Source organism: Caulobacter sp. GW821-FHT10E02, from assembly GCF_059415225.1.
In genome coordinates this window covers 94,490-120,731 of record NZ_JBWKMV010000004.1, presented here as the reverse complement: position 1 = coordinate 120,731, position 26,242 = coordinate 94,490, and the positions used below count along the sequence as shown (strand labels likewise).

26 protein-coding genes and 1 pseudogene are annotated in these 26,242 nt (G+C 68.5%); 12 read left to right on the top strand and 15 right to left on the bottom strand.

What is annotated here, in order from left to right; all coding sequences use genetic code 11:
* Positions 1 to 106: 106 nt before the first annotated feature.
* Both AC07NI_RS20385 and AC07NI_RS20380 read right to left on the bottom strand, forming a co-directional pair.
* Positions 107 to 4,123: a beta strand repeat-containing protein gene (locus AC07NI_RS20385; protein ID WP_494622487.1), complete on the bottom strand. Its 4,017-nt coding sequence runs from the start codon at positions 4,121 to 4,123 to the stop codon at positions 107 to 109.
* Between the two features lie 91 nt (positions 4,124 to 4,214).
* The gene (locus AC07NI_RS20380) at positions 4,215 to 5,129 is read right to left on the bottom strand and encodes a LysR family transcriptional regulator (RefSeq protein WP_494622485.1); all 915 of its coding nucleotides are present in this window, start codon (positions 5,127 to 5,129) and stop codon (positions 4,215 to 4,217) included.
* Between the two features lie 93 nt (positions 5,130 to 5,222).
* Between AC07NI_RS20380 and AC07NI_RS20375 the strand changes: the two genes are divergently transcribed.
* The gene (locus tag AC07NI_RS20375; RefSeq protein WP_494622483.1) at positions 5,223 to 6,230 is read left to right on the top strand and encodes an NAD(P)H-binding protein; all 1,008 of its coding nucleotides are present in this window, start codon (positions 5,223 to 5,225) and stop codon (positions 6,228 to 6,230) included.
* Here AC07NI_RS20375 and AC07NI_RS20370 read toward each other — a convergent pair.
* Both AC07NI_RS20370 and AC07NI_RS20365 read right to left on the bottom strand, forming a co-directional pair.
* Complete coding sequence (locus tag AC07NI_RS20370) at positions 6,227 to 6,778, bottom strand: sugar O-acetyltransferase (RefSeq protein WP_494622481.1); 552 nt, start codon at positions 6,776 to 6,778, stop codon at positions 6,227 to 6,229. The two genes, AC07NI_RS20375 and AC07NI_RS20370, sit on opposite strands and share 4 nt — an antisense overlap.
* A 25-nt stretch (positions 6,779 to 6,803) precedes the next feature.
* Positions 6,804 to 7,685 carry a LysR substrate-binding domain-containing protein gene (locus tag AC07NI_RS20365; protein WP_494622479.1) on the bottom strand — a complete coding sequence of 294 codons (882 nt, stop codon included), beginning with the start codon at positions 7,683 to 7,685 and terminating at the stop codon, positions 6,804 to 6,806.
* A 132-nt stretch (positions 7,686 to 7,817) separates the two neighbouring features.
* On the opposite strand from AC07NI_RS20365, the gene AC07NI_RS20360 reads away from it, so the two are divergent.
* Positions 7,818 to 7,940, top strand: a complete 123-nt coding sequence (locus AC07NI_RS20360; protein ID WP_494622478.1) for a hypothetical protein — start codon at positions 7,818 to 7,820, stop codon at positions 7,938 to 7,940.
* Positions 7,941 to 8,026: 86 nt separating this feature from the next.
* Here AC07NI_RS20360 and AC07NI_RS20355 read toward each other — a convergent pair whose 3' ends face one another.
* Together AC07NI_RS20355 and AC07NI_RS20350 are read right to left on the bottom strand one after the other, a co-directional pair.
* On the bottom strand, positions 8,027 to 8,968 hold the full coding sequence (locus tag AC07NI_RS20355) for an electron transfer flavoprotein subunit alpha/FixB family protein (protein WP_494622476.1): 942 nt from the start codon (positions 8,966 to 8,968) through the stop codon (positions 8,027 to 8,029).
* Positions 8,968 to 9,714, bottom strand: a complete 747-nt coding sequence (locus AC07NI_RS20350; RefSeq protein ID WP_494622474.1) for an electron transfer flavoprotein subunit beta/FixA family protein — start codon at positions 9,712 to 9,714, stop codon at positions 8,968 to 8,970. The genes AC07NI_RS20355 and AC07NI_RS20350 overlap by 1 nt, the downstream gene beginning before the upstream one ends.
* Before the next feature lie 207 nt (positions 9,715 to 9,921).
* On the opposite strand from AC07NI_RS20350, the gene AC07NI_RS20345 reads away from it, so the two are divergent.
* Positions 9,922 to 10,188, top strand: coding sequence for a hypothetical protein (locus AC07NI_RS20345; protein ID WP_494622472.1), 267 nt, complete (start codon positions 9,922 to 9,924; stop codon positions 10,186 to 10,188).
* Positions 10,189 to 10,191: 3 nt separating this feature from the next.
* On the opposite strand, the gene AC07NI_RS20340 is transcribed toward AC07NI_RS20345, so the two are convergent.
* On the bottom strand, positions 10,192 to 10,770 hold the full coding sequence (locus AC07NI_RS20340) for a cob(I)yrinic acid a,c-diamide adenosyltransferase (protein WP_494622470.1): 579 nt from the start codon (positions 10,768 to 10,770) through the stop codon (positions 10,192 to 10,194).
* A gap of 34 nt (positions 10,771 to 10,804) precedes the next feature.
* A complete protein-coding gene (locus tag AC07NI_RS20335) occupies positions 10,805 to 11,011 on the bottom strand; it encodes a twin transmembrane helix small protein (RefSeq protein ID WP_494622468.1) in 207 nt (68 codons plus the stop codon).
* Between the two features lie 365 nt (positions 11,012 to 11,376).
* On the opposite strand from AC07NI_RS20335, the gene AC07NI_RS20330 reads away from it, so the two are divergent.
* The 4 genes from AC07NI_RS20330 to AC07NI_RS20315 all read left to right on the top strand — a co-directional run bounded on the left by AC07NI_RS20330 (position 11,377) and on the right by AC07NI_RS20315 (position 13,354).
* Entirely contained in the window at positions 11,377 to 11,607 is a 231-nt protein-coding gene (locus tag AC07NI_RS20330) for a CC0731 family SpdR-regulated protein (RefSeq protein WP_492837214.1), read from the top strand.
* The gene (locus AC07NI_RS20325; protein WP_494622466.1) at positions 11,604 to 12,251 is read left to right on the top strand and encodes a TetR/AcrR family transcriptional regulator; all 648 of its coding nucleotides are present in this window, start codon (positions 11,604 to 11,606) and stop codon (positions 12,249 to 12,251) included. The genes AC07NI_RS20330 and AC07NI_RS20325 overlap by 4 nt, the downstream gene beginning before the upstream one ends.
* Before the next feature lie 79 nt (positions 12,252 to 12,330).
* On the top strand, positions 12,331 to 12,939 hold the full coding sequence (locus tag AC07NI_RS20320; protein WP_494622464.1) for a TetR/AcrR family transcriptional regulator: 609 nt from the start codon (positions 12,331 to 12,333) through the stop codon (positions 12,937 to 12,939).
* A gap of 145 nt (positions 12,940 to 13,084) precedes the next feature.
* Positions 13,085 to 13,354: a hypothetical protein gene (locus tag AC07NI_RS20315; RefSeq protein WP_494622462.1), complete on the top strand. Its 270-nt coding sequence runs from the start codon at positions 13,085 to 13,087 to the stop codon at positions 13,352 to 13,354.
* Between the two features lie 3 nt (positions 13,355 to 13,357).
* Here the strand turns inward: AC07NI_RS20315 and AC07NI_RS20310 are convergent, their stop codons facing one another.
* Entirely contained in the window at positions 13,358 to 15,517 is a 2,160-nt protein-coding gene (locus AC07NI_RS20310) for a TonB-dependent receptor domain-containing protein (RefSeq protein ID WP_494622460.1), read from the bottom strand.
* Positions 15,518 to 15,620: 103 nt separating this feature from the next.
* Here AC07NI_RS20310 and AC07NI_RS20305 point away from each other — a divergent pair, with 103 nt between their 5' ends.
* Complete coding sequence (locus tag AC07NI_RS20305) at positions 15,621 to 15,989, top strand: BlaI/MecI/CopY family transcriptional regulator (protein ID WP_494622458.1); 369 nt, start codon at positions 15,621 to 15,623, stop codon at positions 15,987 to 15,989.
* Positions 15,982 to 17,472, top strand: coding sequence for a M56 family metallopeptidase (locus AC07NI_RS20300; protein ID WP_494622456.1), 1,491 nt, complete (start codon positions 15,982 to 15,984; stop codon positions 17,470 to 17,472). Before AC07NI_RS20305 ends, AC07NI_RS20300 begins: the two co-directional genes overlap by 8 nt.
* Here AC07NI_RS20300 and AC07NI_RS20295 read toward each other — a convergent pair.
* Positions 17,469 to 19,091, bottom strand: a complete 1,623-nt coding sequence (locus tag AC07NI_RS20295) for a serine hydrolase (RefSeq protein ID WP_494622454.1) — start codon at positions 19,089 to 19,091, stop codon at positions 17,469 to 17,471. The two genes, AC07NI_RS20300 and AC07NI_RS20295, sit on opposite strands and share 4 nt — an antisense overlap.
* 56 nt (positions 19,092 to 19,147) lie before the next feature.
* Positions 19,148 to 20,836 carry an acyl-CoA dehydrogenase family protein gene (locus AC07NI_RS20290; RefSeq protein ID WP_494622452.1) on the bottom strand — a complete coding sequence of 563 codons (1,689 nt, stop codon included), beginning with the start codon at positions 20,834 to 20,836 and terminating at the stop codon, positions 19,148 to 19,150.
* A gap of 103 nt (positions 20,837 to 20,939) precedes the next feature.
* On the opposite strand from AC07NI_RS20290, the gene AC07NI_RS20285 reads away from it, so the two are divergent.
* Positions 20,940 to 21,566 (top strand): glutathione S-transferase family protein, encoded by a 627-nt coding sequence (locus AC07NI_RS20285; RefSeq protein WP_494622450.1) that lies wholly within the window; start codon positions 20,940 to 20,942, stop codon positions 21,564 to 21,566.
* On the opposite strand, the gene AC07NI_RS20280 is transcribed toward AC07NI_RS20285, so the two are convergent.
* Complete coding sequence (locus tag AC07NI_RS20280; RefSeq protein WP_494622448.1) at positions 21,563 to 21,886, bottom strand: DUF2322 family protein; 324 nt, start codon at positions 21,884 to 21,886, stop codon at positions 21,563 to 21,565. The genes AC07NI_RS20285 and AC07NI_RS20280 overlap by 4 nt on opposite strands.
* Before the next feature lie 168 nt (positions 21,887 to 22,054).
* Between AC07NI_RS20280 and AC07NI_RS20275 the strand changes: the two genes are divergently transcribed.
* Entirely contained in the window at positions 22,055 to 22,612 is a 558-nt protein-coding gene (locus tag AC07NI_RS20275) for an SH3 domain-containing protein (RefSeq protein WP_494622446.1), read from the top strand.
* A gap of 173 nt (positions 22,613 to 22,785) precedes the next feature.
* Here AC07NI_RS20275 and AC07NI_RS20270 read toward each other — a convergent pair whose 3' ends face one another.
* The gene (locus AC07NI_RS20270) at positions 22,786 to 23,298 is read right to left on the bottom strand and encodes a CPBP family glutamic-type intramembrane protease (protein WP_494622444.1); all 513 of its coding nucleotides are present in this window, start codon (positions 23,296 to 23,298) and stop codon (positions 22,786 to 22,788) included.
* Between the two features lie 8 nt (positions 23,299 to 23,306).
* On the opposite strand from AC07NI_RS20270, the pseudogene AC07NI_RS20265 reads away from it, so the two are divergent.
* Positions 23,307 to 23,427 (top strand): annotated as a pseudogene (locus AC07NI_RS20265) (hypothetical protein); the annotation flags it as partial.
* Between the two features lie 4 nt (positions 23,428 to 23,431).
* Here AC07NI_RS20265 and AC07NI_RS20260 read toward each other — a convergent pair.
* Both AC07NI_RS20260 and AC07NI_RS20255 read right to left on the bottom strand, forming a co-directional pair.
* Complete coding sequence (locus AC07NI_RS20260) at positions 23,432 to 24,553, bottom strand: Rieske 2Fe-2S domain-containing protein (protein WP_494622442.1); 1,122 nt, start codon at positions 24,551 to 24,553, stop codon at positions 23,432 to 23,434.
* A 174-nt stretch (positions 24,554 to 24,727) separates the two neighbouring features.
* Positions 24,728 to 26,203, bottom strand: coding sequence for a M20 family peptidase (locus AC07NI_RS20255; protein WP_494622440.1), 1,476 nt, complete (start codon positions 26,201 to 26,203; stop codon positions 24,728 to 24,730).
* Between the last annotated feature and the right edge of the window lie 39 nt (positions 26,204 to 26,242).

The following is a 26,242-nucleotide window of genomic DNA, read 5'->3' as shown; positions in this document are numbered from 1 at the left end:
CACCAAAGGATGCGATGGGGCGGGGATAGGGACGCCTCAAGACGGCTCGGCGACAGAAGTACGACGCTCGCGTGATGGTGGCGCCGGCGCCACAGTGCTCCAGAGTTTAGAGGCCGATCGCCTCCAGTTGGGCGACGGACATGGCGTCCAGCTGGGCGGCGGTCAGCTTGTTGACCTGGGCTCGCGATAGGCCGCTGAGCTGGTTGGGGCTGAAGGCGGCGATCTGTTCGCTGGTGAAGCCCGAGATCTGGCTGGGCATGATCTGGCCGATCTGCGTGCCGTTGAGGCTGCGGATCGCCACCGCCGGCAGCTGGCCGACCTGGGTGGTGGTCAGGGCCCCCAGCTGGGCGCCGGACAGGCGGGCCAGGCCCTCGGCCCCGAACGCCGTCAGCTGCTCGCCCGAGAAGCCGCGCACCTGGGTCGCCGAGAGGCTGCCGAACTGGTCGTCGCTCATGCCGTTCACCGCCGGCAGCGACAGGGCGCTGATCTGGGTGTTGGTCAGGGCGGCGATCTGGGTCTTGTTGAACTCGCCGATGTCGACAGGCGTCAGGCCGCGCACCTGCACCGGGGTCAGGGCCGAGATCTGGCCGGCCGACAGCGCCGCCACCTGGGTGACGCTCAGGGCCGAGATGTCGGCGGCCGAGAAGCCTTCCAGCTGGCCCGCGCCCAGGGCGCCGATCTGGGTGGCGGTGAACTCGCCGATGTCGGCGGGGCTGAACTGCTCGATCTGGCTGGTCGTCAGGCCGCGCACCTGGCTGGTGGTCAGGCGGGCGAACTGGGTGGCGTCGAGGGCCGAGAGGATCTCGCCCCGCACCGCGCCCATCTGGGTCCCGGACAGCACGGCGACCTGGGTGGTGGTCAGCGCGCCGAAGGCGTTGGCGTCCAGGCTGGCCACCTGGGTCGTCGACAGGCCGGTGATCTGGGTCGTGGTCAGGCTGGCAAGGCGCGTCGCGCCCAGCGCCGCGAAGGCCTGGGTCGACAGAGAGCCCAGCTGGGTCGGGTTCAGGTTGGCGACCTCGGTCGAGGTCAGGCCGGCGATGAAGGTGGGCGACAGGCCCGCCATCTGGGTGGCGCTCAGGGTCGGCAGGCGGCCCTGGAACACGCTCTCGGGCAAGGTGGCCAGCTGGGTCGGGGTCAGGCCCGCGAACTGGGCCGACGACAGGTCGGCGATCTGGGTGGTGGTGAGGCTGTCGATATTGGTCGTCGACAGCGCGCCCAGCTGCGAAGCGGTCAGGCTGTCGACCTGGGTGGTGGACAGCTCGCCGAAGTCGGTGGTCGACAGGCTGCCGATCTGGGTGGTGCTGAGGTTCTGGATCTGGGACGTCGACAGGCGCGCGACCTGGGTGGCGGTCAGGGCGGCGAAGGCCGTCGGCGTCAGGGCCGACAGGAAGGCGCCGGACAGGCTGCCGACCTGGGTCACGGCCAGGGCGGCCAACTGCTCGCCGACCATGGTGCCGGCCTGGGTGGTCGACAGGCCGGCCAGCTGGGCCGAGGTGAAGCCGGCCACCTGGGTGGCGCTGAGCGCGGGCAGGGCGTCGGGCGCCAGGGCGCCGACCTGGACCGAGCTGAGCGCCGCCAGCTGGGTGGCCGACAAGCCGCCGACCTGGGTCGATTGCAGGGCCGAGATCTGCGACGGGGCCAGGGCCCGGACCTGGTTGGTGCTGAGCGCGGCCAGCTGCGTGGGGCTGAGGACCGAGACGTCGGTCGCCGACAGGCCGGCCAGCTGCGAGGCGGCGATCGAGCCCACCTGGGTGGCGCTGAACTCGCCCATGTCCTCGGACGCCAGGCCGCGCAGCTGAGTAGCGGTCAGGCCGCCGATCTGGGTGGTGGTCAGGTTCGCCACGTGGGTGGCGTCCAGGGCCGAGAAGGCGGTGGCCGAGAAGCCGCCGATCTGGCTGGCGGTCAGCAGGGACAGACGATCGGTGGCGATCGACGCCACCGCCGTTCCGTTCAGGCCGGCCAGCTGGCTGGGACGCAGGCCAACCCACTGGGTGGTGCTGAGATAGCCGAGGTCGGTGGCGTCCAGGCCCGACAGCTGGGTGGCGTTCAGCCCCTGGATCTGGGTGACGGCCAGGCCGGCCCACTGGCTGGCGTTGAGGTTGCCGATCAGCTCGGGCGTCAGGGACGCGATCTGCACGCCGGTCAGCGCCGCGATCTGGGTCGGGGCCAGGACGCTGAACATCGTCGTGGCGAAGCCCTTGAGCTGCGTCGACGTCAGGCCGCGCACCTGGGCGGTGGTCAGCTGGCGCAGGCTGTCGGCGTTCAGCCGGCCCAGATTGGTAACCGACAGCTGCCCCAGCTGGCTAGCCGACAGGCTGGCCATCTGGGTGGCGTTGAGGCTTGAGGCGATGTCGGACGGCAGGTTGGCCATCTGGTCGGCCGTCAGGCCGCGCAGCTGGTTGGCGCCCAGGGCCGCGATCTGGGTGGCGCTGAGGCTGTCCAGCATCGTCGTCGACATCTTGGCGACCTGGGTGCTGCCCAGGCTGCTGATCGCCGTGGTCGACAGATGCGGGACCAGGACGCCGACCTGATTGCCGTCCAGGGCGCCGATCTGGGTGGTGTTCAGCTCGCCGACGTCCTCGTCCGTCAGGCCCTTCAGCTGGGTCGTCGTCAGGCCGCGCATCTGGTTGATGTTCAGGCGGGCCGCCTGGGTGGCGTCCAGGGCCGACAGCGCCTCGGGCGTCAGGCCGCCGATCTGGGTGGCGCTGAGCGCGGCCACCTCGGTGGGGGTCAGGCGGCCGATGTCGGTGGGCGTCAGCACCTTCATCTGGGTGGCCGTGACGCCCTTCAGCTGCAGGCTGGTCAGGGAGGCGACGCTGCGCAGGGTCGCGAACTGCGTCCCCGACAGGGCGCCGATCTGGTCGAAGGTCAGGGCCGCGACCTGGGCGGTCGTCAGGGCCGCGATGTCGCTGGTCGACAGGGCCTTCAGCTGCAGCGGCTGCAGGGCCTTGATCTGGGTCGGGGTGAACTCGGCGAAGTCCTCGTCCGACAGCGCCGCCAGCCGCTCGGGCGGCAGTTCGCGGATCTGGGCGGCGGTGAAGGCCTTCAACTGGGCGCGGGTGAACTCGTTGAAGTCGTCGCCGCTCAGGGCCTTCAGCTGCGCGGGCAGCAGGCGGGCGATCTGGGCGGCGCTGAGCGCGCCCACCTGGGTGGCGTCGAGGCTGGCGAAGGCGGTGGCCGACAGGCCGCCGATCGCCACCGGATCCATCGCGGCCAGCAGCTCGGGACGCAGGGCGTCGATGTCTGTCACCGACAGGCCGCCGGTGTGGTTGCCGCTCAGGCCGCTGATCTGGTTCGGCCGCAGCTGGTTCAGGAAGTCGGCGCCGGCCTTGCCGATCTCCGCCGACGACAGGCTGCGGATCTGGGTCGCGGTCAGCACGCCGACCCGCTCGGGACCCAGGGCCTTCAGCTGCGTGGCGTTGAGGGCCGACAGTTGCAGGGCGCTGACGCCGGCCCATTGCTCGGGCGTGGTCTTGGCGATCATCTCGGCGCTCAGGCCCTTGATGGTCGGCACCGACAGGCCCGCGAACTGGGCGGGGCTGAACTCGGCGAACTGCTCGGGCGACAGGCCCGCGATCTGGGTCTGGGTCAGGCCGCCCATCTGCACGGCGCTGAGGGCCGAGAGCTGCTCGTTGCTGAACTCGCCGATGTCGGACGCGGGCAGCAGGCGCAGCTGGCCGGTGGTCAGGGACCGCACCTGGGCCAGGGACAGGCTCTGGACCTGCTCGCGCGACAGGGACGAGACGGCGGCGGACGACAGGGACGCCACCTGGGCCAGGGACATATCGTCCAGCGCGTCGGTGGAGAGCCGCGACACCGTCGTGGCCGACAGAGCCTGCACCTGCGAGTTGTTCAGCAGCTTCAGCTGGTCGCCGCTGAAGGTGACGCCCGCCGACAGGCGCGGCAGCTGGGCCGTGGTCAGGGCCGACAGCTGGGTCTTGTCGAACTTGGCCAGCTGCGCGGCGGTCAGGCCGCTCATCGCGGTGGCCGAGATCGCCGCCACCTGGGCCTTGGTCAGCTTGGCGAACTCGGACGGCGGTGCGTCGGCCAGGGCAGCGGCGCTCAGCGTCGCGATGCGGGACGCGGGGAGGCTGGAGAGGCTCTCGGAAACGCCGGCGACCATCGCTACTCCACGAACTCAACACGCCCCCGAAAGGCGCCGCCGGTGCGATTGCACGAATCGCCAGTCCACTTTAGGTGGAAAAGTGTACAGTTTAAACTATATTTCCAACTCTAGCGTAGCGCGTCAAGCCGTCGACCAGGGCGTCGAACACCAGACGGACCCGGCGGACGTCCTTCAGGTCCTCGTGGGTGACGACAAAAGTCTCCAGATCGAAGGCGAAGGTGTCGGCCATCACCCGCTCCAGCATCGGGTCGCGAGCGGCCAGGCCGACCTGGCAAATCCCCAGCCCTAGCCCCGCCCGGATCGCCTGCAGCTGGGCCACGTCGTTGTCGGTGCGGAAGGCGAAGTCCTCGACGCGCAGGTCCAGGCCCATGGCCTTCACGGCGCGCACGCCGATGGTCTCGCTCTCATAGCCGATCAGCGGCATGCGGCGCGCCTCGTCCATCGTCGTGGGCCGGCCCCAGGCGTCCAGCACGCGCTTGTGGGCGAACATGCCCAGGCTGACGTTGCCGATCCGCTTGGCGACCAGCGCCTCCTGGGTGGGACGGACCATGCGCACGGCGATGTCGGCCTCGCGGCGCAGCAGATCCTCGCTGCGGTTGGTCAAAGCGAGCTCGAACACCAGGCCCGGATGGGTCTCGCGCAGGTCGGCCAGCATGGCCGGCAGCACCTCCATGCCGATCACCTCGCTGGCGGTGATCCGCACCACGCCCGAGGCCGCCCCCGCCTCGGCCGAGGCCGCGCGGGCCAAGGAAGCGGCGGCCAGGGCCATGGCCCGGGCGTGCTGGGCCAGGTCCTTGCCCAAGGCGGTCGGCGTCAGACCCGAGGGCGAGCGGGTGAACAGGGCCACGCCCAGTTGGGCCTCCAGGTCCTCGATCCGCCGGCGCACCGTGGGCTGGGCCGCGCCCAGCTGGCGGGCGGCCGCCGACAGGCTGCCGGTGTCGATCACGGCCAGGAAGGCGCGCTGGCGTTCCCAATCGATGGCGGAGGGGAGGTCGAAGCTCATCTATTTTTGATAAGCTGATCGATCATTCTCGGCAATTTCTATCGAAGTCACCGCACCGCATCTTCCGGTCATCGCAATTCACGGAGACGCCCGATGACCACCTCCCCCCAAAGCGCCACTGGCCGCATCGCTCTCGTCCTCGGCGCCAATGGCGGCGTGGGCGGCGAGACCGCCGCCGCCTTGGTCCGCCACGGCTGGACCGTCCGCGCCCTGGTCCGCGACCCGAGTAAGGCCACGCGCTCGGACCTGGAATACGTGCAAGGCGACGTCATGGACCGCGCCGCCGTGGTCGCCGCCGCCCAAGGCGCGTCGATCATCGTCCACGCCGTCAACCCGCCCGGCTATCGCGGTTGGAAGCAGTTGGTCCTGCCGATGATCGACAATTCGATCGCCGCCGCCCGCGCCAGCGGCGCTCGGATCCTGCTGCCCGGCACGATCTACAACTACGATCCCGCCGCCCACGCCCTGATCGACGAGACCACGCCGCAGCGCGCCTACACCCGCAAGGGCAAGATCCGCGTCGAGATGGAGGCCCGCCTGGAAGCCGCCGCCGCCAGCGGTGTCCGTTCCGTGATCCTCCGCGCCGGCGACTATTTCGGCCCGCGCTCGACCCTGAACAGCTGGTTCGCCTCGGGCCTGGTCACGCCCGGCAAGCCGGTGAAGTCCATCCTCTATCCGGGCGACAGGGATGTCGGGCACGCCTGGGCCTATCTGCCCGACGTCGGCGAGACCTTCGCCCGCCTGGGCGACCGCGAGGCCGAGCTGCCGGCCTTCGCCCGCTTCCACTTCGACGGCCAGTGGGACGCCGACGGGACCGTCATGGTCCGCGCCATCGCCCGCGCCGCCGGCCACAAGCGCGCCAACGTCCGCCGCCTGCCCTGGGGCCTGCTGCCGCTGGCCGCGCCGTTCAGCGAGACCCTGCGCGAACTGCTCGAGATGAAACCCTTCTGGCAGGACCCCGTCCGCCTCGACAACCGCCGCCTGGTCGCCTTCCTCGGCGAGGAGCCCCGCACGCCCTTGGACGTGGCGGTGGCGGCGACGATGCGGGGACTGGAGGTGCCGGTGGTGGAAAGCGCGCCGATGCTGCGACTGGCGGCCTAGTCCTCGGCGATCGAGTGGATCACCCGCGCGGGATTGCCGCCGACCAGCGTGTTCGGCGGCACGTCCCGAGTCACGACCGAGCCGGCCGCCACCACCGAGTTCTCGCCCACCGTCACCCCGCCGATGATCGTTACATTGGCGGCGATCCAGACATTGGCTTCGATCCGGATCGGCGCGGCGGTCACCCCGTCGCGCCGCCGCGAGGGCTCGATCGGGTGGCCGGAGGTGATCAGGCTGACATTGGGTCCGATCATCACATCGTCGCCGATCTCGACCCCGCCCAGGTCGTAGATCGTGCAGTTCTGGTTGATGAACACGTTGCGCCCGACGCGGATGTCCGGCCCGCCGGTCGTGTAGAGTGGCGGGATCAGCAGGAAGGTCTCGTCGACCGGCTGCTGGATCAATTCGGCGAACAGGGCGCGGACTTCGCCGGCCTCGTTGAAGGTCAGCCGGTTCAGCGCGGCGGTGATCGTCGCGGCCCGCTTCAGCTTGGCGGTCATGGCCGCCGACTCCGGCGTCCGCCTGGCGATGAACTGGCTGTGTGGCATCCGAGACCTCCGTGGAGAATCGAGTCTACCGCGCCCGTTCGCCCTCGGTCTCCTTCAGGAACCAGTCTCTGAGCTTCAGCAGCCGGGGCAGCTTGGGGTTCTCGGCCCGCCAGACGAAGTTGTGGCCGGTCTCGACCTCGACCTGGCCGGGGAGGGGGCGGACCAGGCGGCCGTCTTCCAGGTCACGCTTGGCGTAACCGCTGCGGGCCAAAGCAAAGCCCAGGCCTTGCGCGGCGGCGTCCAGCATCATGGCCGAGTTGTCAAAGCCCAGGGCCGGCGACAGCACGGGCGCCTCGACGCCCATGGCCCGAAACCAGGTCGACCACGGCAGGTCGGTGTGGCGCAGCAGCGGGGCGCTCACCAGGTCCTCGGGCTTGTCGATCGGGTGGCGCGCCAGCAGGGCGGGGCTGCAGACCGGGAACATCACCTCGTCGATCAGTCGCACCGCCTCGGTGCCCGGCCAGGGGCCCGTGCCGAACCGCAGGGCCACGTCCGAGCCGTCGGTCGACAGGTCGGCCAGGCGGTCCTCGACGCGGATGGTCAGGTCGAGCTCGCCGGTCTCGGCGGTCAGGCGGGCCAGTTGGGTGACCAGCCAGCGGGTGGCGAAGGCCGTGCCGGTCGAGACCACGATCGGACCGCTGGCCGCGCGGCGGGCGATGTCGACGCCTTCACGCAGGCTGGCCATCGCCTCGCCGACCCGGGCCGCCAGGGCCGCGCCGGTGGGCGTCGGCTCCATCTGGTTGCCGCGCCGGGCGAACAGCTGGACTCCCAACTCCTCTTCCAGCTTGCGGACCTGCTGGCTGACCGCGCCATGGGTCACGAACAGTTCGTCGGCCGCCCGGCTGTAGGACCGATGGCGGGCGGCGGCCTCCAGGGCGACCAGGGACGAGAAGGGCGGCAGGCGCATGGTTGGGTGGCCTGGTTGTTAGCCAGGCTCACAACTTCCCGCAATTAGCATCGTTCGTAAAGCACCGCTGGCTTTGGCATGGTCCTGATCGCGGCGCCGCACTGCCCCACACGATTTCAAAGGACGAAGACGATGAAGACCCTGCTTCTGGCGGGCGCGATGGTGCTCGCCCTGGCCACCGGCGCCGTGCGCGATCCCAGCTCCCTGGCCGACCCCAACGCCCCATGGGCCCGCATCATCCACACCGCGCGGTGAGCGGCGCTCACATGACCAGCTCAACAAGAAAGGCCCGGAGTTTCCTCCGGGCCTTTCCGCTATTCAGAAGCCTGTAGAGGCTGGGCTTACTTCCCGGCCGCCGTCAGGGCGTCCATCAGTTCCGGCACGGCCGTCTTGTAGTCGGCGACCAGGCCGAAATCGGCCACCTGGAAGATCGGCGCGTCGGCGTCCTTGTTGATCGCGACGATCACCTTGGAGTCCTTCATGCCGGCCAAGTGCTGGATGGCGCCCGAGATGCCGATGGCGACATAGAGCTGCGGCGCCACGACCTTGCCGGTCTGGCCGACCTGGTAGTCGTTCGGGGCGTAGCCGGCGTCGACGGCCGCGCGCGAGGCGCCGACGGCGGCGCCCAGCTTGTCGGCCAGCGGCTCGATCACGCGCTGGAACTCCTCGGCCGAACCCATGGCGCGACCGCCCGAGACGACGATCTTGGCCGCGGCCAGTTCCGGACGGTCCGACTTGACCATCTCTTCGCTGACGAAGCGGGTCTGCTGCGCGTCCGCGCCGCCCACGGTTTCCACCGAGGCGCTGCCGCCTTCACCCGCCGCCGGGAAGGCGGTCGGACGGACGGTGATCACCTTCTTGGCGTCCGACGACTGGACGGTCTCCAGCGCGTTGCCGGCATAGATCGGGCGCGTGAAGGTGTCGGCCGAGACGACCTCGACGATGTCGGAGATCGGGGCGACGTCCAGCTTGGCGGCGACGCGCGGCGCGAAGTTCTTGCCGCCCGAGGTGGCCGGAACCAGGATCGCGTCGTAATTGCCGGCCAGGGCGAGAACCGCGTCGGCCTGGGCTTCGGCGATCCCGTGACCCAGGGCGTCGGACTCGGCCAACAGGACCTTGCGGACGCCGGCGATCTTGGCGGCGGCGTCGGCGACGCCCTTGGCGCCCTTGCCCAGGACCAGCACGTCCACGTCGCCCGAGATCTTCAGGGCGGCGGTGACGACCTTGTGGGTGCCGTCGCGCAGGTGCGCGTTGTCGTTATCAGCGACGACGAGAACAGCCATTACAGCACCCCCGCGGTGTTGAGCTTGGAGACCAGATCGGCGGCGGTTTCGACCTTGATGCCGGCCGAACGCTTGGCCGGCTCGGTGACCTTGATCACCTTCAGGCGCGGCGCGATGTCGACCCCGTAGTCGGCGACCGTCTTGCTGACGATCTCCTTCTTCTTGGCCTTCATGATGTTGGGCAGAGACGCGTAGCGCGGCTCGTTCAGGCGCAGGTCGGCGGTGACGATGGCCGGCAGGTCGACGTCGAGGGTCTGCAGGCCGCCGTCGACTTCACGGGTGACCTTGGCGCTGGTCGCCGAGACCTCGAGGGCCGAGGCGTAGGTGGCCTGCGGCCAGCCCAGCAGGGCCGACAGCATCTGGCCGACGGCGTTGTTGTCGCCGTCGATCGCCTGCTTGCCCATCAGGACCAGGTTGGGGTTCTCTTCAGCCACGACGGCCGCCAGCAGCTTGGCCACGGCCAGCGGCTCGGGATCGGCGTCGGTGGTGATCAGGACGCCGCGGTCGCCGCCCATGGCCAGCGCCGTGCGGATCGTTTCCTGGGCTTGCGCCGGACCGATGCTGACGATGACGACCTCGGTCGCCACGCCTTTTTCCTTGAGACGCACGGCTTCTTCGACCGCGATCTCGCAGAAGGGGTTCATCGACATCTTGACGTTGGCAAGGTCGACACCAGTCTGGTCCGCCTTCACGCGGGCCTTGACGTTGTAATCGATAACCCGTTTGACCGGGACTAGGACCTTCATCGGTTTCCACCGCCTCCAGGCTGTTTTTTATCCATGCTTGGCCTCCGACTTACCGCTTGTGCGGCGCAATGCAAGTTTCCCTTTGCGTAAGCGTAATGCGTAAGTGGGGCTATCGTTCAAACAGTTGTACGATTTCCTTGGCTTCGTGGCGGGACGGCGCTGTTCGCGCCAATTCCCTTACGCGCGGAAAGACGGTAAGGGGCGCCCATGAACAAGACTTTCACCCGCCTGAAGTACATCTTCCTGGGCCTGTTCGTGCTGCTGAGCGGCGCCGCCCTGACTTACCACGTCGTCTGGGTGTGGCCGAAGGAGAAGTGCGAGCAGCAGGGCCGTCCCTGGGCGGGCAAGTGGCTGAAGTGCGGGCGGGTCTATTCGATCGAGACCCTGACGCGCCGCCCGCTGAACGTGCCGCCGATCAATGGGGAGAAGCCGGCTGCTCCGGCGACGCCTCCGGCCGCTCCGGAAAAGAAGTAGGCCCTAGCGGGTCGCGCCCGGCTTCCAGAGCACGTCGGCCTTGCCCTTGTCGTTGCTCCAGCGCGCGGCGACGAACAGCAAGTCCGACAGCCGGTTCAGGTACTTGATCGCCGGCTTGCCGATGATCTCGCCGTCCATCTCCGACAGCGCCACGCAGGTCCGTTCGGCCCGGCGGCAGACGGTGCGCGCCACGTGCAGGGCGGCCGCCGCCGGCGACCCGGCGGGGAGCACGAACGACGTCAGGGGACTCATCTCGCCGTTCAGCAGGTCGATCTCCTGCTCCAGCCGCTCGACCTGGCCGTCGAGGATGCGCAGCGGCTCCCACTCCGGCTTGCCGTGCTGCTCGGGGGTGGCGAGGTCCGCGCCCAGGTCGAAGAGGTCGTTCTGGATCCGCTCCAGCATGGCGTCGAGCGTCGCATCATGCGCCGTGTGCTGTCGCGCCACGCCGATCGTGGCGTTGGTCTCGTCGACCCCGCCATAGGCTTCCACCCGCAGCGAGGCCTTGCTGACCGGCGCGCCGGTGGCCAGGCGCGTCGAGCCGCCGTCCCCCGTGCGGGTATAGATGCGATTAAGCGTGACCATACGTCGCGGACTCCCGTTCGACGAAGCAGTCTACCTACGCGCCACCACGCCGCCACCAGAACGCGGCGGCCACCAGCACGATGATGGCGATGAACTGCAAGAGCACGCGCAGGCGCATCAGCTTGTTGGAGTAGGAGCGGCCGAAGTCGCCCCCGCGGAACAGGGCGTAAAGGCCCGCGCCGAGGGCGATCAGCACGGCGCCCAGGGCGATCGGGACGAGGAAATCGAACAGGTGGCTCATGGGCGCGGAGAATAAAGCTTCGCGGCACACCGCGCCATAGAGGCCGGAGCCGTAAGGGCGGTGGCGCGTTGACCCGCCTTAAAGCGGCGACTCGGTTCGATGACCACTGTCCGTTGAGTCAATTCGCCGAACCTGTTCGTTGAGCGCATTTGTCGCAGTGACGCTTTGAGAGCGCTCCCATATCTATGCCGTACGCCTTCGTTCGGCGATTTTAGTTCGTTTTCGCGGTTGCAAAGCTCTTCCCCTAGCGTTATTGCGCCCGCTTCCTATTTTACAGTGCGCGTTCGTTGAACATGATCAACCTCCCCCACCGCGGATCGTTCAACGCCTTTCACTCACCCCAGCGGGGGTAGGAGTTAACTGCAATGGCCCAGAGCGCTCTGCTCTCGACCAACGCTGCGCTTTCCGCGTCCGATCGCGAAGAAGCCATGGCCGAAGTCCGCCAACTGATCACCGACCTGCGCGACGCCGCGCAGGATGGCCGCCAGCTGGCCCGTCGTTACGCCGACGTCCTTCAGAACGTCGTCGATGAGTACTGCATTGAATTCGAGAAGCGGGCCGAAGCCGCTCTCGCCCGCCTGGAGGCCGCCGCATGAGCTTTGTGTCCGTAAACATCGAGTCCGCCACCGACTCTCCGGTGAAGCTGACTCGCCGGGCCCTGGCCAAGCAGCGCACGCGTGAACGCGTCCTGGCCGCCGCTCGCCAGCTGTTCAGCGAGCGCGGCTACGAAGGCGCCACGATCCGTGACATCGCCCAGGCCGCCGGCATGTCGACCGGCGCCGTGTTCGCCAGCTTCGCCGACAAGTCGGAACTCTTCGAAGAGATCCTGACCGCCGACTACGAAGTCATCTACGCCCAGATGGTCCAGGCCGCGCGCAACGCCAAGACGATCGACGAGGCCCTGCTGGGCCTGTTCGCGATCGGCTACGGCTTCCACGTCGAGCAACTGCCGCTGCTGCGCGCCAGCATCGCGGTGTCGTGGACCCGTTCGGAAGCCGCCGAGCGTCGCGCCCGCGCCGACATCAAGCACATCTTCCGTCTGATCGCCGACGCCCTGCAGCGCGGCATCGATCAAGGCCAGTTGAAGGCCGATATCGACGGCAAGCTCTTGGCTGAAATGACCTGGGACGTGTATGTCGCCAACTATCGCCGCGCCGTCTATGACGGCTGGTCGGTGGAAGCTCTGCTAGCGCGTCTTTCGGATCAACTGAAAGTCATCTTCGCAGGCGCTCGCGCCTGACGAACGAAACTGGGCGCTCCGTTCGGGGGAACGGAGCGCCTTTGTAACAACGACGCTAGCGTGTTCGAGGGGGACGTGCGTGGGCGTAAGAGATGATCAGAAGGCGGCGACCCGGGAACGGGTGCTTGAGGCCGCCAGGGATCTCTTCAATGAGGTCGGCTACGAGGAGACCACCATCCGCGCCATCGCGGAACGGGCTGGGGTCTCGGTCGGTAGCGTGTTCACCACCTTCGCCTCCAAGGCCGAGGTGCTGAGCCATGTCATGAATCACCGGCTGGCCGAGCTCTATGGCGAGTTCGACCGGGTGGTGCCGTTCCTGCGCGGCAGTACGGCCGACAAGCTGTGCTCGATCTTCGCGATCCACTACGAGTTCGAGACCCGGCGGGTGAAGCTGTTCCTCGCCCACGTCGCGGCCTCGTACAATCCGAACAACGATCCGGGCGTCACGCCCTATGGCCGCAATCCGCGCCTGAACCAGATGCTGCTCGACATCCTGGACGAGGGCGTGCGCAAGGGCGAGGTGCGCGGCGATCTTGATCTGCAGCTGGCCGTCGACACTCTGAAGGCCTCGTACGCCTGGAACTACCGCATGGCCGCGGCGGCCGGCGGGAACATGCCGGCGGCCGAGATGTCGGCGGTGATGGACAAGCAGATCGGCATGATCGCCGAAGGCTGGAAACCGCGCTGAACGCCGTAAGTCGGACTACGGGCGTACCCAAGACGGGCAACCTTCACGGGGTGTTCTTAAAAATGCAATTTCCAAGAACGTTTTAGTTCTCCACTGTCCTCGTCCAAGGGCGGAGGGGAGAACGCCGCCCCAGTATCGTGGGAGTGTGCGTAGCGTGACGGAAGAGGGGCGTGAAATCCGGCTCGCCGAGGCGGCGAACCTGAGATCACAGGTCAACGAGAAACTGCTGCAGGCTCTTCTGGGTCTGCTGGCCTTGAAGGACGAACACTTCCTGCAGGAGCTGTGCATCGTGTTCGACGCGGCCCAGCAAGGCGAAGGCGCGATCCCGCCGGAGGTCTGGCGCGGCGTCCATCAGCACCTGGGCGCGCTGAAGGCGCTGGCCGTCGCCGACGACGACGACCAGGCCACGCACTAGGGTCTACTGCGGTCCCGCGCCCGGGGCGCCGAAGTCGAAGCCCGGGTCCTTGCGGCCTTTGCCGGTCCCGAAGGTCCAGGCCAGGGTGGCGCGGATCATGCGGGCGTCGGGATCGCGGACGACCAGGCTCTTCAGCGAGGGCGTGTCGATCACCTGCTTCTCGCGGAAGATGCCCAGGGCGTCCTGGACGGTGACCAGCAGCGACAGCTGCTCGTTGACCTTGCGGCGATAGCCCAGATCGACGCCGGCGAACGGCAGGGCGTAGCCCTGCGGCGTCAGGCGCTTGCCGACCATGAAACCGTTGACCTGCAGCAGGTCCTTGGGCGTGGCCTGCCAGCTGAGGCTTGCGCGGCCCTGGGCCGTCGTGCCCGTGCGCTTGTCGGTGAAGCCCAGGTTCGAGCCGTCCAGCTGCGCCCAGAACAGGGTGCTGCTGAGATTGTAGGTCAGGGTCTTCGTCATCTTGCCGTTCAGGACCAGTTCCAGGCCGCCGTTGCGGGTGTTGGCGACATTGGCCTTGGTGGTGACGAAGACGCCGCCGCCCTGGTCGGTGACCACGTCGGTCACGACCTTGTCGTTCTCGCGGTAGAACAGGGTGGCCAGGGCCATGACCGGCGCCTTGCGGTACTGCCAGCCCAGTTCGAACGAGTGGGTCTGCTGGGGTTTGAGGTTCGGATTGCCGATCCGGTAGTTCAGCGGGTCCAGCAGGAACGGCACGGGATTGAGGTCGAACGGCCCGGGGCGCTGCAGGCGCTCGCTGTAGCTGGCGGTCAGCTTCTGCTGGTCGTTCAGCTTGTACGACAGGTGCAGGCTGGGCATCAGCTTGGTGGTGTCGTTGTCGTTCTTGCCGCCGGTCGAGGTCAGATCCAGCTTCGACTGCTCGTAGCGCAGGCCGGCCAGCGCCGTCAGCTTGCCGCCCAGTGGCCGCTCGTAGGTGACGTAGGCTTGGCTGAGCTGCTGCTCGTAGAAGAACTTGTTGGTCAGGCCGGGATCGACGACCAGGCCGCCCAGCGAGCCGCCGCGCAGGCCGACATTGTCATAGACGTTGTCGTCGAACTGCAGGTCGAAACCCATCTTCAGGGTCTGGCCTGGGCCCATCGGCCGGACATAGTCGCCCTTCAAGTCGGTCTGGCGGGTGTCGTAGCCCAGCCGCTGCTGGTCATAGGCGCTGGAGGCCGTCGGCACGGTCGCCGTCGTGTGGCCCGTCCGCGTGCGGTTGTCGTCCGTGACATCGTAGCTGAGCCGCAGCGACAGCTCATGGCCGTCGCCGCCGAACTTGCGGCGCAGGCTGCTGACGATGGCGGCGTTGTCGCGCTGCTGGCGGATGGTCAGGTCGCGGCCATAGGCCTGGATCAGGGCGCCGGTGGCGTTCTCGCGCGTGGTGCCGGCCGTGCTGTCGATCGCCAGGTTGAAGCGCGATAGCCGCGCCTCGCCGCCGATCCGCAGCTTGTCGGAGACATCATAGTCGACCGTGGCCTGGCTGGTGACGCCATCGAAGTCGAAGTCGGTGGTCCCCTTGGTCTCGCTGTCCAGATTGGCCTGCTGGCGGCGCTCGTAGTCTTCCTGGTTGAAGACGTCGCGACGGTAGTTGATGTCGCCCGAGGCCGACAGTTTGCCGGAGTTGTAGCCGATATTGCCCGACAGGCCGTTGCGGCCGTGGTCGCCGCCGGTGACGCGGATCGAGCTGGTGCGGCCCGCGCCCTTGGCCTTCTTGGTGATCAGGTTGATGACGCCGCCGGTGCCGTCGGCGCGGAACTCGGCCGAGGGGTTGGTCATGACCTCGACGCGGTCGATGCGCTCGGCCGGCATCTGCTGCAGCGCCTGGCCGCGGCTGTCGCCGCTGAACAGGCCCGAGGGCTTGCCGTCGATCAGGATGGTGACGTTGGGATCGCCGCGCAGGCTGACCTCGCCCGACACGCTGACCTCGACCGAGGGGACGTTGCGCAGGGCGTCGGCGATGCCGCCCGACTGCGCGCCCAGGTCGCCCGACACGCTGTAGCTACGACGGTCGATCGAGGTGCGCACGGCGGGCGCGTCGGCGGTGATGGTCACGGCGCTGACGCCGTTGGTGGCCTCGGCGGGTTTCTTGGCCGGAGCCTGCGGGGCGGGGGAAGCGGCTGCGGCGGCTTGCGCGGCCAGCGCGATCGAGACGGCGACGATAGACACTTGAACTCCCCCATAAGTCGCTGGCGTCGGCGACGGACTGAGGTAGGATACAGCTGTATTCTCGCGTAGAATACAAATGTAATTTCGGTAATGGAGTGGGCGCATGCGGATTTCCGGCGCCGAGAGCCAGATCATGGAAGCGCTGTGGCGCCAGGGTCCCCTGACGCCCGAGGGCGTGGTCGCCGAGGTCGGCGAGGCCCATGACTGGGCGCCCGGGACGGTGAAGACCCTGATCACCCGCCTCTTGAAGAAGGGCGCCATCGCCGGCGCGCGCGAGGCGGGCGGCTATCTCTATCGGCCGCTGGTGTCGCGTGACGACTACGTGCAGTCCGAGAGCCAGAACCTGGTCGATCGCCTTTTCGGCGGCGAGGTAGCGCCGTTGGTCGCACACTTCGCGCAGCACCGGTCGCTGACGGCTAAGGACGTCAAGCTGCTGAAGGATCTGATCGCGGACATCGAGGACGATGGCTGATCTGTTCACCGACCTGCTGAACCTCAACCTCGCCCTGGCCGTCGCGGTCGCGGCGGTGATGGCCCTGCGCCTGCCGGCGCGGCGATTGTTCGGAGCGCGGGTCGCGTACGGTCTGTGGAGCCTGCCGCTGCTGGCGGGGCTGGCCATGCTGCTGCCGGCGCGGGTGATGACGGTGCGGATCCCGGCGGCGACGGCGACCGAGGCAGGGCCGGCGACGGTTGCGGGCGGAGCGGCTCTGGCCAGTGCGCCGGTCGATATCCGGCCCTATCTGGTGGCGTTGTGGCTGCTGGGCGTGGTCGCCAGCCTGGCCTGGCTGGTCTGGAACCAGGCGCGGTTCGCGCAGGCCGCCAAGGCCGGGAAGGCCGGGCCGGCTGTGGTCGGCGTGCTGCGCCCCCGCGTGGTGGTCCCCGACGATTTCGAAGGCCGCTACACGCCGCGCGAGCGTGAGGTCGTGTTGGCGCACGAGCAGACGCACCTGAAGCGCCGCGACCCGCCGGTCAACGCCCTGGTGGCCGTGGCGACCTGCATCAACTGGTTCAACCCGGCCGTCCATGTGATGGGCCGCTGGCTGCGCATCGACCAGGAGCTGGCCTGCGACGCCGGTGTGGTCGCCGCCTATCCCAAGGCTCGCCGGGCCTATGCCGAGGCCATGCTCAAGACCCAGCTGGCGGCGCGGCCGCTGCCGCTGGGCTGCCACTGGGCGAGCCATCCGCTGGCCCAGCGCGTGAAGCTGTTGTCGCGTCCGACGCCCAGCCGCTTCCGCCGTCTGGCCGGCCTCTACTGCATCGCCCTGCTAGGCCTGGGCGGGGCATCGGCCGTCTGGGCCTCGCGTCCGCCGGAAGTGGTGATGGCGGTCGACCCGCCGCGCTTCGTCGAGGCTCCGCCGGCAGCGCCGCGTCCGCCGCCAGCCCCGGTCGCCCCGCGCGCGCCCAAGGCCTCGCCGCATCGCGCCGTCGTGGCTCCGGCCCAGGTCGCCGTCGCCGAGCCTGTCCTGCAGCCGATCGCCGAGCCGCCGCCCGTCGTGATCCAGCCGCCGATGCAGATGCGCCGCGCCCGATTCGTCTACGCCATCGCCGACCGCTCGCAGGTCCAGCCCGGCTCGGCGGTGCAGGTCGTGGCCAGTGGCGTCGCGCCCGATGGCGGCCTGCTGTGGGCGGACTTCACCGCCTTCGGCTCGCAACGCCTCTACCGCAAGGGCGCCTACGAGCGGGACGGCAGCCGCTATTCGCTGTTCACCAGCGTGGTCCAGCACGGTGGCCACCTGCTGGTCACGGTCAGTCTGGGGCGGAGCTTCCGGCCCGAGCAGACCGCCTCGATCGACCTGCTGCCCAACCAGACCGGCGTCGTGCGCCTGCCGAGCGGCCAGGACATCGTCGTCACCGCCAGCGTCCGCGCCGAGACGCCGGACGAGATCGAGGAAGGCCGCCAGCTGACGGCCTACCAGACGATGTTCGAGGGGATGCGCCGCTCCGAAAGGGGCTAGGCCTCCTTCGCCAGGCGCAGGTCCTGGTAGTCGTAGCTGAAGTCGGCCAGCGGCGAGACCGCCTTGACCAGGCACGAGACGACCTTGCCGTCCTTCAGGTCGAAGGTGAAGAAGGCGTCTTCCTGGGTGCGGTCGTCGAAGACGGTCTTGAAGGTCTCGCCGTCGAAGACCTCCAGCTTGCCCTTCAGCAGCGGGGTCTTGTCGAACGAGACGTGCAGGCCTTGGGTCTTGCCCTTGTCCCCTTTTTTGGGCCCGACCACGCTCACCGTCACCGTGCCGTACCAGGGATCGCGATAGACCCCGGCATAGGCCGCCAGCGGCAGGCTGGGCTTCGCGCCCGACGAGGGCGTCGTGGCCTTGGCCGCGTCCTTGATGGTGTCGGCGTCGTTCTGGGCCTGGACGCGCTTGGACGAGGCGATCCAGTCGAAGTCGCTGCGGCCTTGCAGGCGGTCCGGTCCGCCGTAGCGCATCGAGCGCAGGACCGGGTTCTCCTCGGCGTTGGTCATCACCATGATGCCTGACTTCCGGCCCGGCAGCAGGCCCGTATACGAGATGAAGCCGGCCAGGCCCCCGGTGTGCCACAGCAGCCGCTCGCCGCGGTGGTCCTGGACGAACCAGCCTAGGGCGTAGGCCTGGATCGACGGGCGCGAGGGGTTCTCCGTGATCGGACCATCGCTGGAGGCGGTGATGGTCTGCGGCTTCCACATCTCCTTGGCCGACTCCTCGCTCCACAGCCGCTTGCCGTTCGGCGACTGGCCCAGGCCCAGCTGGACCAGCAGCCACTGGGCGATGTCCTTGGGCGTGGAATTGACCCCGCCGGCCGGACCGGCCGCGTCGAAGCTTGAGTCGAACGGCAGGACGGTCTGGGGGCCCAGGCCGCGCACGGGCGGACCCAGGCGGCAGTGCGGCTGGGCGCGATGGGCCAGGTTGACCAGGGCCGGGCTGGAGACGGTGTCGGCCATGGCCAGCGGCTGGAAGATGCGGGTCTTGATGACCTCTTCCCACTTCTGGCCGGTGACGGTCTCGATCAGCACGCCGGCGGCGACATAGAGCACGTTGTCATAGGCGTAGCCGCCCCGGAACTGGCCGCCGATCGGCAGGTACTTCAGCCCCGCCACGATGTCGGCGCGGGTGTGGGTCGGCGAGGGCCAGATCATCAGGTCGCCGGCGCCCAAGGTCAGGCCGCTGCGGTGGACCAGCAGGTCGCGGACGGTCATCAGCTTGGTGATCACCGGGTCGCTCATCTGGAACGACGGCATGTACTTCGTAACCGGCGCGTCCCAGGCCAGCTTGCCTTCCTCGACCAGCATGGCGATCAGGGCGGCGGTCATGGCCTTGGTGTTGGAGGCGATGCCGAAGGCGGTGTTCTCGTCGACCTTGTCCTGGGTCCCGAGCTTCTTGACGCCATAGCCCTTGGCCAGGGTGACCTTGCCGTTCTCCACCACCGTGACGCCCAGGCCCGGCTGGTCGGGGAAAGCGGCCATGACGTCCTGCGCAAACTTGTCGACGGCCGCGCCGACGGCCCCGGTCTCCTGGGCGAAGGCCCGGTTGCCGAACGCCGCGAGACCTCCCGTCGCCAGAGCCGAGACGAGGGCGGTGCGGCGAGTGGTGGCGAGCATGGAGGCGTCCTTGTTGGGGCGCGAAGCTAAGCCTAGCGTCGGCCTAGGGACAAGCCTCAGTTACCCCCGTCCAGCAGCCTTCTCGCGATCACCTGCGCCTGGATCTCACCGGCGCCCTCGAAGATGTTCAGGATGCGGGCATCGGCGAGCAGGCGGCTGGCCGCGTACTCCATCGCGAAGCCGTTGCCGCCGTGGATCTGCAGCGCGTTGTCCGCCGCCGCCCAGGCGACCCGCGCCGCGATCAGCTTGGCCATGCCGGCCTCCAGATCACACCGCTTGCCTTCGTCCTTCTGGCGGGCGGCGTAATAGGTCAGCTGGCGCACGCCCATGATCTCGGCGGCCATCATGGCCAGCTTGTTGGCCACGCGCGGGAAGTGGAAGATCGCCTGGCCGAACTGCTGGCGATCTAGGGCGTAGCCCAAGCCGGTCTCCAGCGCGGCTTGCGCGACGCCGATGGCGCGGGCGGCGGTCTGGATGCGGGCGCTCTCGAACGTCGCCATCAGCTGCTTGAAGCCCTGGCCCGGGACGCCGCCCAGCAGGTTCTCGGCGGGCACGGTGAAGCCGTCGAAGCCCAGTTCGAACTCCTTCATGCCGCGATAGCCGATCACCCCGATCTCGCCGCCGCTCATGCCGTCGGCGGGAAAGTCGTCGCCCTCGACGCCGCGCGGCTTGGGAGCCAGCAGCATGGAGAGGCCGCGATAGTCGGTGGTGGCCGGGTCGGTGCGGACCAGCAAGGTCATGACGTCGGCGCGGGCGGCGTGGGTGATCCAGGTCTTGTTCCCGGTCACGACGTAGTTGTCGCCGTCCAGCGTCGCCCGTGTGCGCAGCGAGCCCAGATCGCTGCCCGTGTTCGGCTCGGTGAAGACGGCGGTCGGCAGGATCTCGGCGCTGGCGATCTTTGGCAGCCAGTATTCCTTCTGGGCCTCCGTGCCGCCGGTCAGGATCAGTTCGCCGGCGATCTCCGAGCGGGTGGCCAGGGAGCCGACGCCGATCCAGGCGCGAGATAGCTCTTCGGACACCACGCACATGGCGGTCTTGCCCATGCCGCTGCCGCCGAACTCCTCGGGGATGGTCAGGCCGAACACGCCCAGCGCGCCCAGCTCCTCGACCAGCTCGATCGGAATCAGTTCGTCCTTCAGGTGCCATTCGTGGGCGAAGGGCGTGACCTTCTCCTCGGCGAAGGCGTGGAACTGGTCGCGGATCATCTCGAAGGTCTCGTCGAGACCGGTCTGTTCGAGCGTCGGCTTTCCGCGTGCGTCGGCCAGCAACTGGGCGACGCGGGTCTTCACCGCCTGTGTCCCGCCCTCGACCATCAGCTTCATCAGGCCGTTGGAATAGAGCCGGTTCAGCACCGCGCGGTCTTCCACGAGGTGCGCCGGGCGGACGATCTCGCCCTGGTTCATCGGCACGCCGCCGACCAACTGGGCGCAGTATTCGGAGAACAGCAGCTGGGCCAGCAGGGCCTCGATCTCACCGAACTTGCCCTCGTCCTGGAGCCGCTCGGCCCAGCCGGCGACCTGGTTCATCAGCTCGGCATAGGCCGCGTACCAGCCATAGCCGTGGACGCGGTGCTGGTGGATGTCGGCCAGCTTGCGGTCGATCTTGCCGCCATCGGCGGCGATGTGGGCCAGCACCTGCGGCTTGGCCTCGGCGACGAACAGGCTAGCGGCGTCGGCGGCCTCTCGGAGAAGGCCCAACAGGCCGGGCAGGATCAACGTCTCGGACGGGCTTGCCGTATGCGTCATGCTTGCTCCCCTGCGCCAAACAGTTGTTTTCTTTCACCCTGGCGCTTTTCGCATCTGCGAGCAATGCCGCAGCGCAGCGTAAAATCATAAAAGGGGAAGAGACATGCTGACGGTTCACCACCTCAACGAGTCGCGCTCGCAGCGGATCCTGTGGCTGCTGGAGGAGCTGGGCGTTCCCTACGAGATCGTCTTCCACACCCGCGATCCCAAGACCCGCCTGGCTCCGCCGTCGCTGACGGACATCCACCCGCTGGGCAAGTCGCCAGTCATCGTCGATGGCGATCTGACGGTGATCGAGTCCGGCGCGATCATCGACTACATCATCCGCCGTCATGGCGAAGGCCGTCTGGCCCCCGATCCGGCCAGCGCCGACTACGACCGCTACCAGCAGTGGCTGCACTATGCCGAGGGCTCGGCCATGCTGCCGCTGATGCTCAACATGTATGTCGGCCGGCTGGGCGAAGGCGGCGCGCCGCTGCATCCGCGTATCCAGTCGGAGATCACCAACCACCTGTCGTTCGTCAACGACCACCTGGCGGGGCGTGCGTTCTTCGTCGGCGACAGCCTGACCGGCGCCGACATCCAGATGAGCTTCGTGCCCGAGGTCGCCAAGGCGATGGGCAAGTTGCCGGAATACCCGCACATGGCCGCCTGGATCGAGCGGATGCACGCGCTGCCTGCCTGGAAGGCGGCGCTGGAGAAGAGCGGCCCCTACGCGCTGGGGGCCTAAACGATCTCGATAGCCAACGGCGCGCCGCCGGCCGCGATCGCCAGCAGGCGGTCGATGTTCGGATGCGCGCCCGGACGCTCGCGGGCGTCCGCCGTGTGCTCGCCGAACACCAGCAGGCCGTGCTCGGCCGCCTTGGCGTCCAGCGCGCCGAAGGCCTGCTTCAGGTACTGATAGACGGCCAGCGAGCCCTGCTTGCCCGGCTGGTTCTCGATGCTGGCGACCACCGCGCCCTCGGCGTCGACGAGGTCGATGCGCTGCACGCCGTCGATCGGCGGCAGGTGCTGAAGGTTGTCCTTGAAGGTCGCGCCAGGTTGGATCATCGCCAGCTTTCCGAAGTCGTTGCGGGCGGCCTGTAACACCCCGAACGAACTTTTTTCAACATGAACGAAATCTGCTGAACGGGTCCGCGCAACCGTTCAGCTTGCCCCTGTCATGGTCTGTCTCACGGGGTTGCTGACCCCGAAGACTTTTCAAAGGGACATACGACCATGACCATCTCGATGAAGATCAAGACCATCACCCTGACCCTGGGCGCCGCCGCCGCCGCTCTGTCGCTGGCCGCCGCTCCGCAAGCCAGCGCCGGCGTCGTCGGCTGCAAGGCCTCGGGCTCCAAGCAGGAAGTCGGCGCCGTCGTCGGCGGTCTGCTGGGCGCCTTGGCCGGCAACAAGATCGCCGGCAAGGGCGATCGCGGCACGGGCACGGCCATCGGCGCCGTGGTCGGCGCGGGCGCCGGTTCGGCGGTCGGCTGCGGCATGCAGAAGAAGGACGCGGCCCAGGAGGTCGGCGGCATCTACAAGTCGGGCGGCTATCGCTACGCCCAGACGGTCCAGGCCGCCCCGCTGGTCAAGATGGACAAGAAGTACGTCGCCCGCTCGACCCTGAACCTGCGCTCGGCCGCCTCGGCTCGTGGTGAACGTCTGGGCGCGGTCAGCTCGGGCAGCACCTTCCAGGCCCTGGGCCGCACCGGTGACGGCAAGTGGATCCTGGTCGGCCAGGACGGTGTCGGCGTCGGCTATGTCAGCAGCGCCTACGTCTACCGCGCCTAACTTTTAGCTTTCGAGGGTGACGGGCGCCGAAACCGGCTTCCACTTTCGGCTGTCACCCTCGCCGAGCTTTCGGGGCGCGTCCGCTCCGTCCCTCTGGCCGCGCTTCGAAAAGAGAGCCCGTTCGGTCGCCCCCATGACCGGACGGGCTTTTTCGTTGTTACGAGAGGGGGCGGCTAGCTGAGCGCGCTGACCCCGCCCAGCCAGGTCTGCCAGACCACCACCAGCGTCCAGTGCAGGATCACCGCCGGCCAGATCGAACCGGTCTGCCGCTTGGTGATCGCGCAACCCAGGCCGAGGACCGCGCAGCACAGCAGGAAGTCCGGACGCAGGAAGATGCCGGCGGCGGACTTCAGGAAGGTCACGGCCTCGAAGACGTGCCAGACGGTGTAGAGGGCGGTGGAGGTGGCGATCTCGAGCTTTGGCCGGTTGCTCTCGCTGGGTCCGGGTGTCAGCACGCCCCGGAACGGCAGCTCCTCGCCAAGGGCGGGGACGAAGAAGACCACGAGCATCCGCAGTGGTAGGCCCGGTTCGGTCGGCTGGAGCTTGTAGAGGCCCGTCACGAAACCGATGACCATCATCAGCGCCAGAGTCGCGGCGGAGACGGCGAGACAGAACAGCCAGCCGCGCGCGGTGGGCAGGGTGCGGAGGCTGTTGAGGAGGCGGTGGCGGTAAATCGTGAAAGTCATCGCACCCCTCTTGTCATCCCGGCCGTAGCGTAGCGGAGAGCCGGGACCCAGGGGCCGCCGCACGGGGCTTGGCCCCTGGGTCCCGGACAAGCGCTGCGCGCTTTCCGGGATGACAAGCTTTTGGGCTGAACCCCTAAGTCCGCCACCGCAGTGTCTGATCCTTCACCGGGTTCACAAACGCCCGGCCCTCGCGCCGGCTGGCCGTCCATTCCCGCTTGCACTGGTGGTACCAGCGCGCCTGCTGGTCGGCGTCGCCCACCCACATCAGCGGCGGGTTCTGCTGCAGCCCCGGCGTCTGGGCCGCGACGATGGCGCCGTCCTGGCGCAGGAACGCCCGGGCCGCCACGCGGATGATCGGATAGAAGGCCGTGAAGGCCCAGTGATCCGACCACATGATCTGGTTCATCCGGGTCTTGCCGGCGTTGATCGGGGTCATGGCCGACAGGGCCAGCACCTGCTTGTCGCCGACCGTCACGTGCTCCCAGCGCAGGCCCGGCAGGCGGAAGGTGATCTCGGTCAGCGGCTCGCCGCCCAGGATGGCGTAGGCCTTGGAGTTCTTGGAAGGCTCGTGCCGCACCATGGTGAAACCGGCCTCGGACGGGCTGAAGGTCTTCTTCTTCTCGTGCTGGCTGGTCTTGGTCCGCCACCACCACTGCTGGTGCACGAACGGGCCGTGCGCGGGGTCGATCAAACCGAGCACCGCGTGGTCGATGTGGATGTCGTAGTCCAGGTGGTCGACCAGCTTGGGCTTGCCGCCCACCACGCCGGGGATGGTCGGCGGCGGCTCCGGCGGCTGGCCGTCGAAGCGCGGGTCCGAGGCCATCCAGATCCAGACGAGGCCCTGGGCCTCGACCGTCGGATACTTGCGCACCCGCACCTTGGAGATGTCGAAGTCGCTGTCGGCGGTCAGGGACGGGATCGACTTGCAGGCCCCGTCCGGCCCGAAGCGCCAGCCGTGATAGGGGCACTCGATGCTGTCGCTGCCGTCGGCCTCGCGGTGCACGCGGCCGGCCGACAGGGCGGCGGCGCGGTGGGGGCAGATGTCGCGGATGGCGTAGACCTCGCCCTTGCGGGTGCGGCCCAGCAGGATCGGCTCGCCCAGGTATTCGCGCTTCTCGGCCTTGCCCGGCTTGATGTCCGGCGACAGGCAGGCGACGTACCAGGCGTCCCAGACGAAGCCCTCGCCGAACTTGTCGGTGAGGGGCTTGGCCGTGGGTTTGGCCTTCAGGAGCGAGGCGTCGTCGGCGGGCGGCATGGGGTCGCTTCTAACGGTCTTGGGTGAACGCTGTAACTTGAGGCGCAGTGTCGCAGTGATCTGCGACAGCCGTACACGGACTCAGAAAAGCGCCAGCCAGCGGCCTGGGCGGACTGTCACCGCCAGACCCCTTGACCGAATTCCCCCGAACTCACGCCCCGCCCGGGACAGGCCTCACCGCGACGCGGCGGTCTCCACCAGGCGCTGATAGAAGCGCACCATTCGCCCGACATTGTCCAGGCTGATGTGCTCGTCGGTGCCATGGATGATCTTGGTCTCGTCGACTTTGAGCACCAGCGGCTGGAAGCGGTACACGTCGCTGGCGACGCCGCCGAGATAGCGGCTGTCGGTGCCGGCGGTGACCAGGCCCGGCACGACCGGGGCCTTGCTCTCGTCGGCGGCGAGGCCGGCCAGGGTCTTCCAGGCATCCGAGCTGGTCGAGGAGACGGCCGAGGGCTCGTCGGTCTTGGTCCAGGACAGTTCGACCGGCAGCTTGCCGACCGCGTCCTTGGCCCGCGCCATCACCTTGGCCGAGCTGTCGCCCGGCGCGATGCGGTAGTTGATCCAGGCGGTGGCGTCCTGCGGCAGGACGTTTTCCTTGGGCGAGCCCTTCAGCATGGTCGGGGCGATGGTGGTGTGCAGCATGGCCGCGCCAGCCGGGGTCTTGGCCGTGACCTTCACCAGCAGCGGCGCGAACAGCCAGGTGTTGGCCGCGAAGATCTTGACCACCGGCGAGGCGTGCGGGGCGATGGCCTTCAGCATGTCGGCGCCCGGACCCTGGAACTTCATTGGGGCCTGGTGCTCGTCGATGGCCTGCACCGCCTTGGCCAGGGTGACGACGCCGCCGCCGTCGGCCGGCGGGGCCGAGGAGTGGCCGCCGACCGCCGGGGCCACGACCTTCATGGTGCCGTAGCCCTTCTCGGCCGTGCCGATGATGGCGGCGGGCTTGCCGGTGACCGGGTGGTCGGCGACCACGGCCATGCCTTCGTCCAGCACGAACTGGGCCTTGATGTTGCGCGATTTCAGCAGGGCGGCAGCGGCGCGGGCCCCGACGCCGCGCACCTCCTCGTCATGGCCGCTGACCACGATGACGGTGCGTACGGGCTTGAAGCCGCTGGCGGCCACCGCGTCGATCGCCTCGAACAGCGTGACCAGCGAGCCCTTGTCGTCGATCGAGCCACGGCCCCAGACCGCGCCGTCGGCGACCACGCCGTCGAACGGCGGGTGGGTCCAGGCGCCCTCGCTGCCCGGGGTGACCGGCACCACGTCCTGGTGGGCCATCAGCACGATCGGCGGCAGGGCCGGGTTCGAGCCGGGCCAAGTGTAGACCAGGGTGTGCTCGGCGATGACCTCGCGGGTCATGACCTTGTGGGCTTCGGGATAGGTGACCTGCAGCCAGGCGTGCAGCTTGTCCCACTCGGCCGGCTGGTCCTCGGCCTTGTCCTGGTGGCTGATGGTCTGGAAGCGGACGGCTTCGGCCAGGTGGCCGGCGACCTTGTTGACGTCGACAGGACGGGCGGAAGCCAGCTTGACGCTGGCGGGATCGACAACGGCCGGCGCCTTGAAGGTGGCGGTCCGCACCGCGACCACGGCCGTCACGGCCAGGACCAGACCCACGGCCGTCAGCGCGACCTTACCCCCGACACCCATCACGCAACTCCCTAAACGCTTGTTGGGAAGGACTGTGCG

Bases quoted from the DNA above. Each gene is read 5' to 3' on its own strand.
- AC07NI_RS20385 (WP_494622487.1), bottom strand. From the start codon at position 4,123: ATGGTCGCCGGCGTTTCCGAGAGCCTCTCCAGCCTCCCCGCGTCCCGC.
- AC07NI_RS20380 (WP_494622485.1), bottom strand. From the start codon at position 5,129: ATGAGCTTCGACCTCCCCTCCGCCATCGATTGGGAACGCCAGCGCGCC.
- AC07NI_RS20375 (WP_494622483.1), top strand. From the start codon at position 5,223: ATGACCACCTCCCCCCAAAGCGCCACTGGCCGCATCGCTCTCGTCCTC.
- AC07NI_RS20370 (WP_494622481.1), bottom strand. From the start codon at position 6,778: ATGCCACACAGCCAGTTCATCGCCAGGCGGACGCCGGAGTCGGCGGCC.
- AC07NI_RS20365 (WP_494622479.1), bottom strand. From the start codon at position 7,685: ATGCGCCTGCCGCCCTTCTCGTCCCTGGTCGCCCTGGAGGCCGCCGCC.
- AC07NI_RS20360 (WP_494622478.1), top strand. From the start codon at position 7,818: ATGAAGACCCTGCTTCTGGCGGGCGCGATGGTGCTCGCCCTGGCCACC.
- AC07NI_RS20355 (WP_494622476.1), bottom strand. From the start codon at position 8,968: ATGGCTGTTCTCGTCGTCGCTGATAACGACAACGCGCACCTGCGCGAC.
- AC07NI_RS20350 (WP_494622474.1), bottom strand. From the start codon at position 9,714: ATGAAGGTCCTAGTCCCGGTCAAACGGGTTATCGATTACAACGTCAAG.
- AC07NI_RS20345 (WP_494622472.1), top strand. From the start codon at position 9,922: ATGAACAAGACTTTCACCCGCCTGAAGTACATCTTCCTGGGCCTGTTC.
- AC07NI_RS20340 (WP_494622470.1), bottom strand. From the start codon at position 10,770: ATGGTCACGCTTAATCGCATCTATACCCGCACGGGGGACGGCGGCTCG.
- AC07NI_RS20335 (WP_494622468.1), bottom strand. From the start codon at position 11,011: ATGAGCCACCTGTTCGATTTCCTCGTCCCGATCGCCCTGGGCGCCGTG.
- AC07NI_RS20330 (WP_492837214.1), top strand. From the start codon at position 11,377: ATGGCCCAGAGCGCTCTGCTCTCGACCAACGCTGCGCTTTCCGCGTCC.
- AC07NI_RS20325 (WP_494622466.1), top strand. From the start codon at position 11,604: ATGAGCTTTGTGTCCGTAAACATCGAGTCCGCCACCGACTCTCCGGTG.
- AC07NI_RS20305 (WP_494622458.1), top strand. From the start codon at position 15,621: ATGCGGATTTCCGGCGCCGAGAGCCAGATCATGGAAGCGCTGTGGCGC.
- AC07NI_RS20300 (WP_494622456.1), top strand. From the start codon at position 15,982: ATGGCTGATCTGTTCACCGACCTGCTGAACCTCAACCTCGCCCTGGCC.
- AC07NI_RS20295 (WP_494622454.1), bottom strand. From the start codon at position 19,091: ATGCTCGCCACCACTCGCCGCACCGCCCTCGTCTCGGCTCTGGCGACG.
- AC07NI_RS20290 (WP_494622452.1), bottom strand. From the start codon at position 20,836: ATGACGCATACGGCAAGCCCGTCCGAGACGTTGATCCTGCCCGGCCTG.
- AC07NI_RS20285 (WP_494622450.1), top strand. From the start codon at position 20,940: ATGCTGACGGTTCACCACCTCAACGAGTCGCGCTCGCAGCGGATCCTG.
- AC07NI_RS20280 (WP_494622448.1), bottom strand. From the start codon at position 21,886: ATGATCCAACCTGGCGCGACCTTCAAGGACAACCTTCAGCACCTGCCG.
- AC07NI_RS20275 (WP_494622446.1), top strand. From the start codon at position 22,055: ATGACCATCTCGATGAAGATCAAGACCATCACCCTGACCCTGGGCGCC.
- AC07NI_RS20270 (WP_494622444.1), bottom strand. From the start codon at position 23,298: ATGACTTTCACGATTTACCGCCACCGCCTCCTCAACAGCCTCCGCACC.
- AC07NI_RS20260 (WP_494622442.1), bottom strand. From the start codon at position 24,553: ATGCCGCCCGCCGACGACGCCTCGCTCCTGAAGGCCAAACCCACGGCC.
- AC07NI_RS20255 (WP_494622440.1), bottom strand. From the start codon at position 26,203: ATGGGTGTCGGGGGTAAGGTCGCGCTGACGGCCGTGGGTCTGGTCCTG.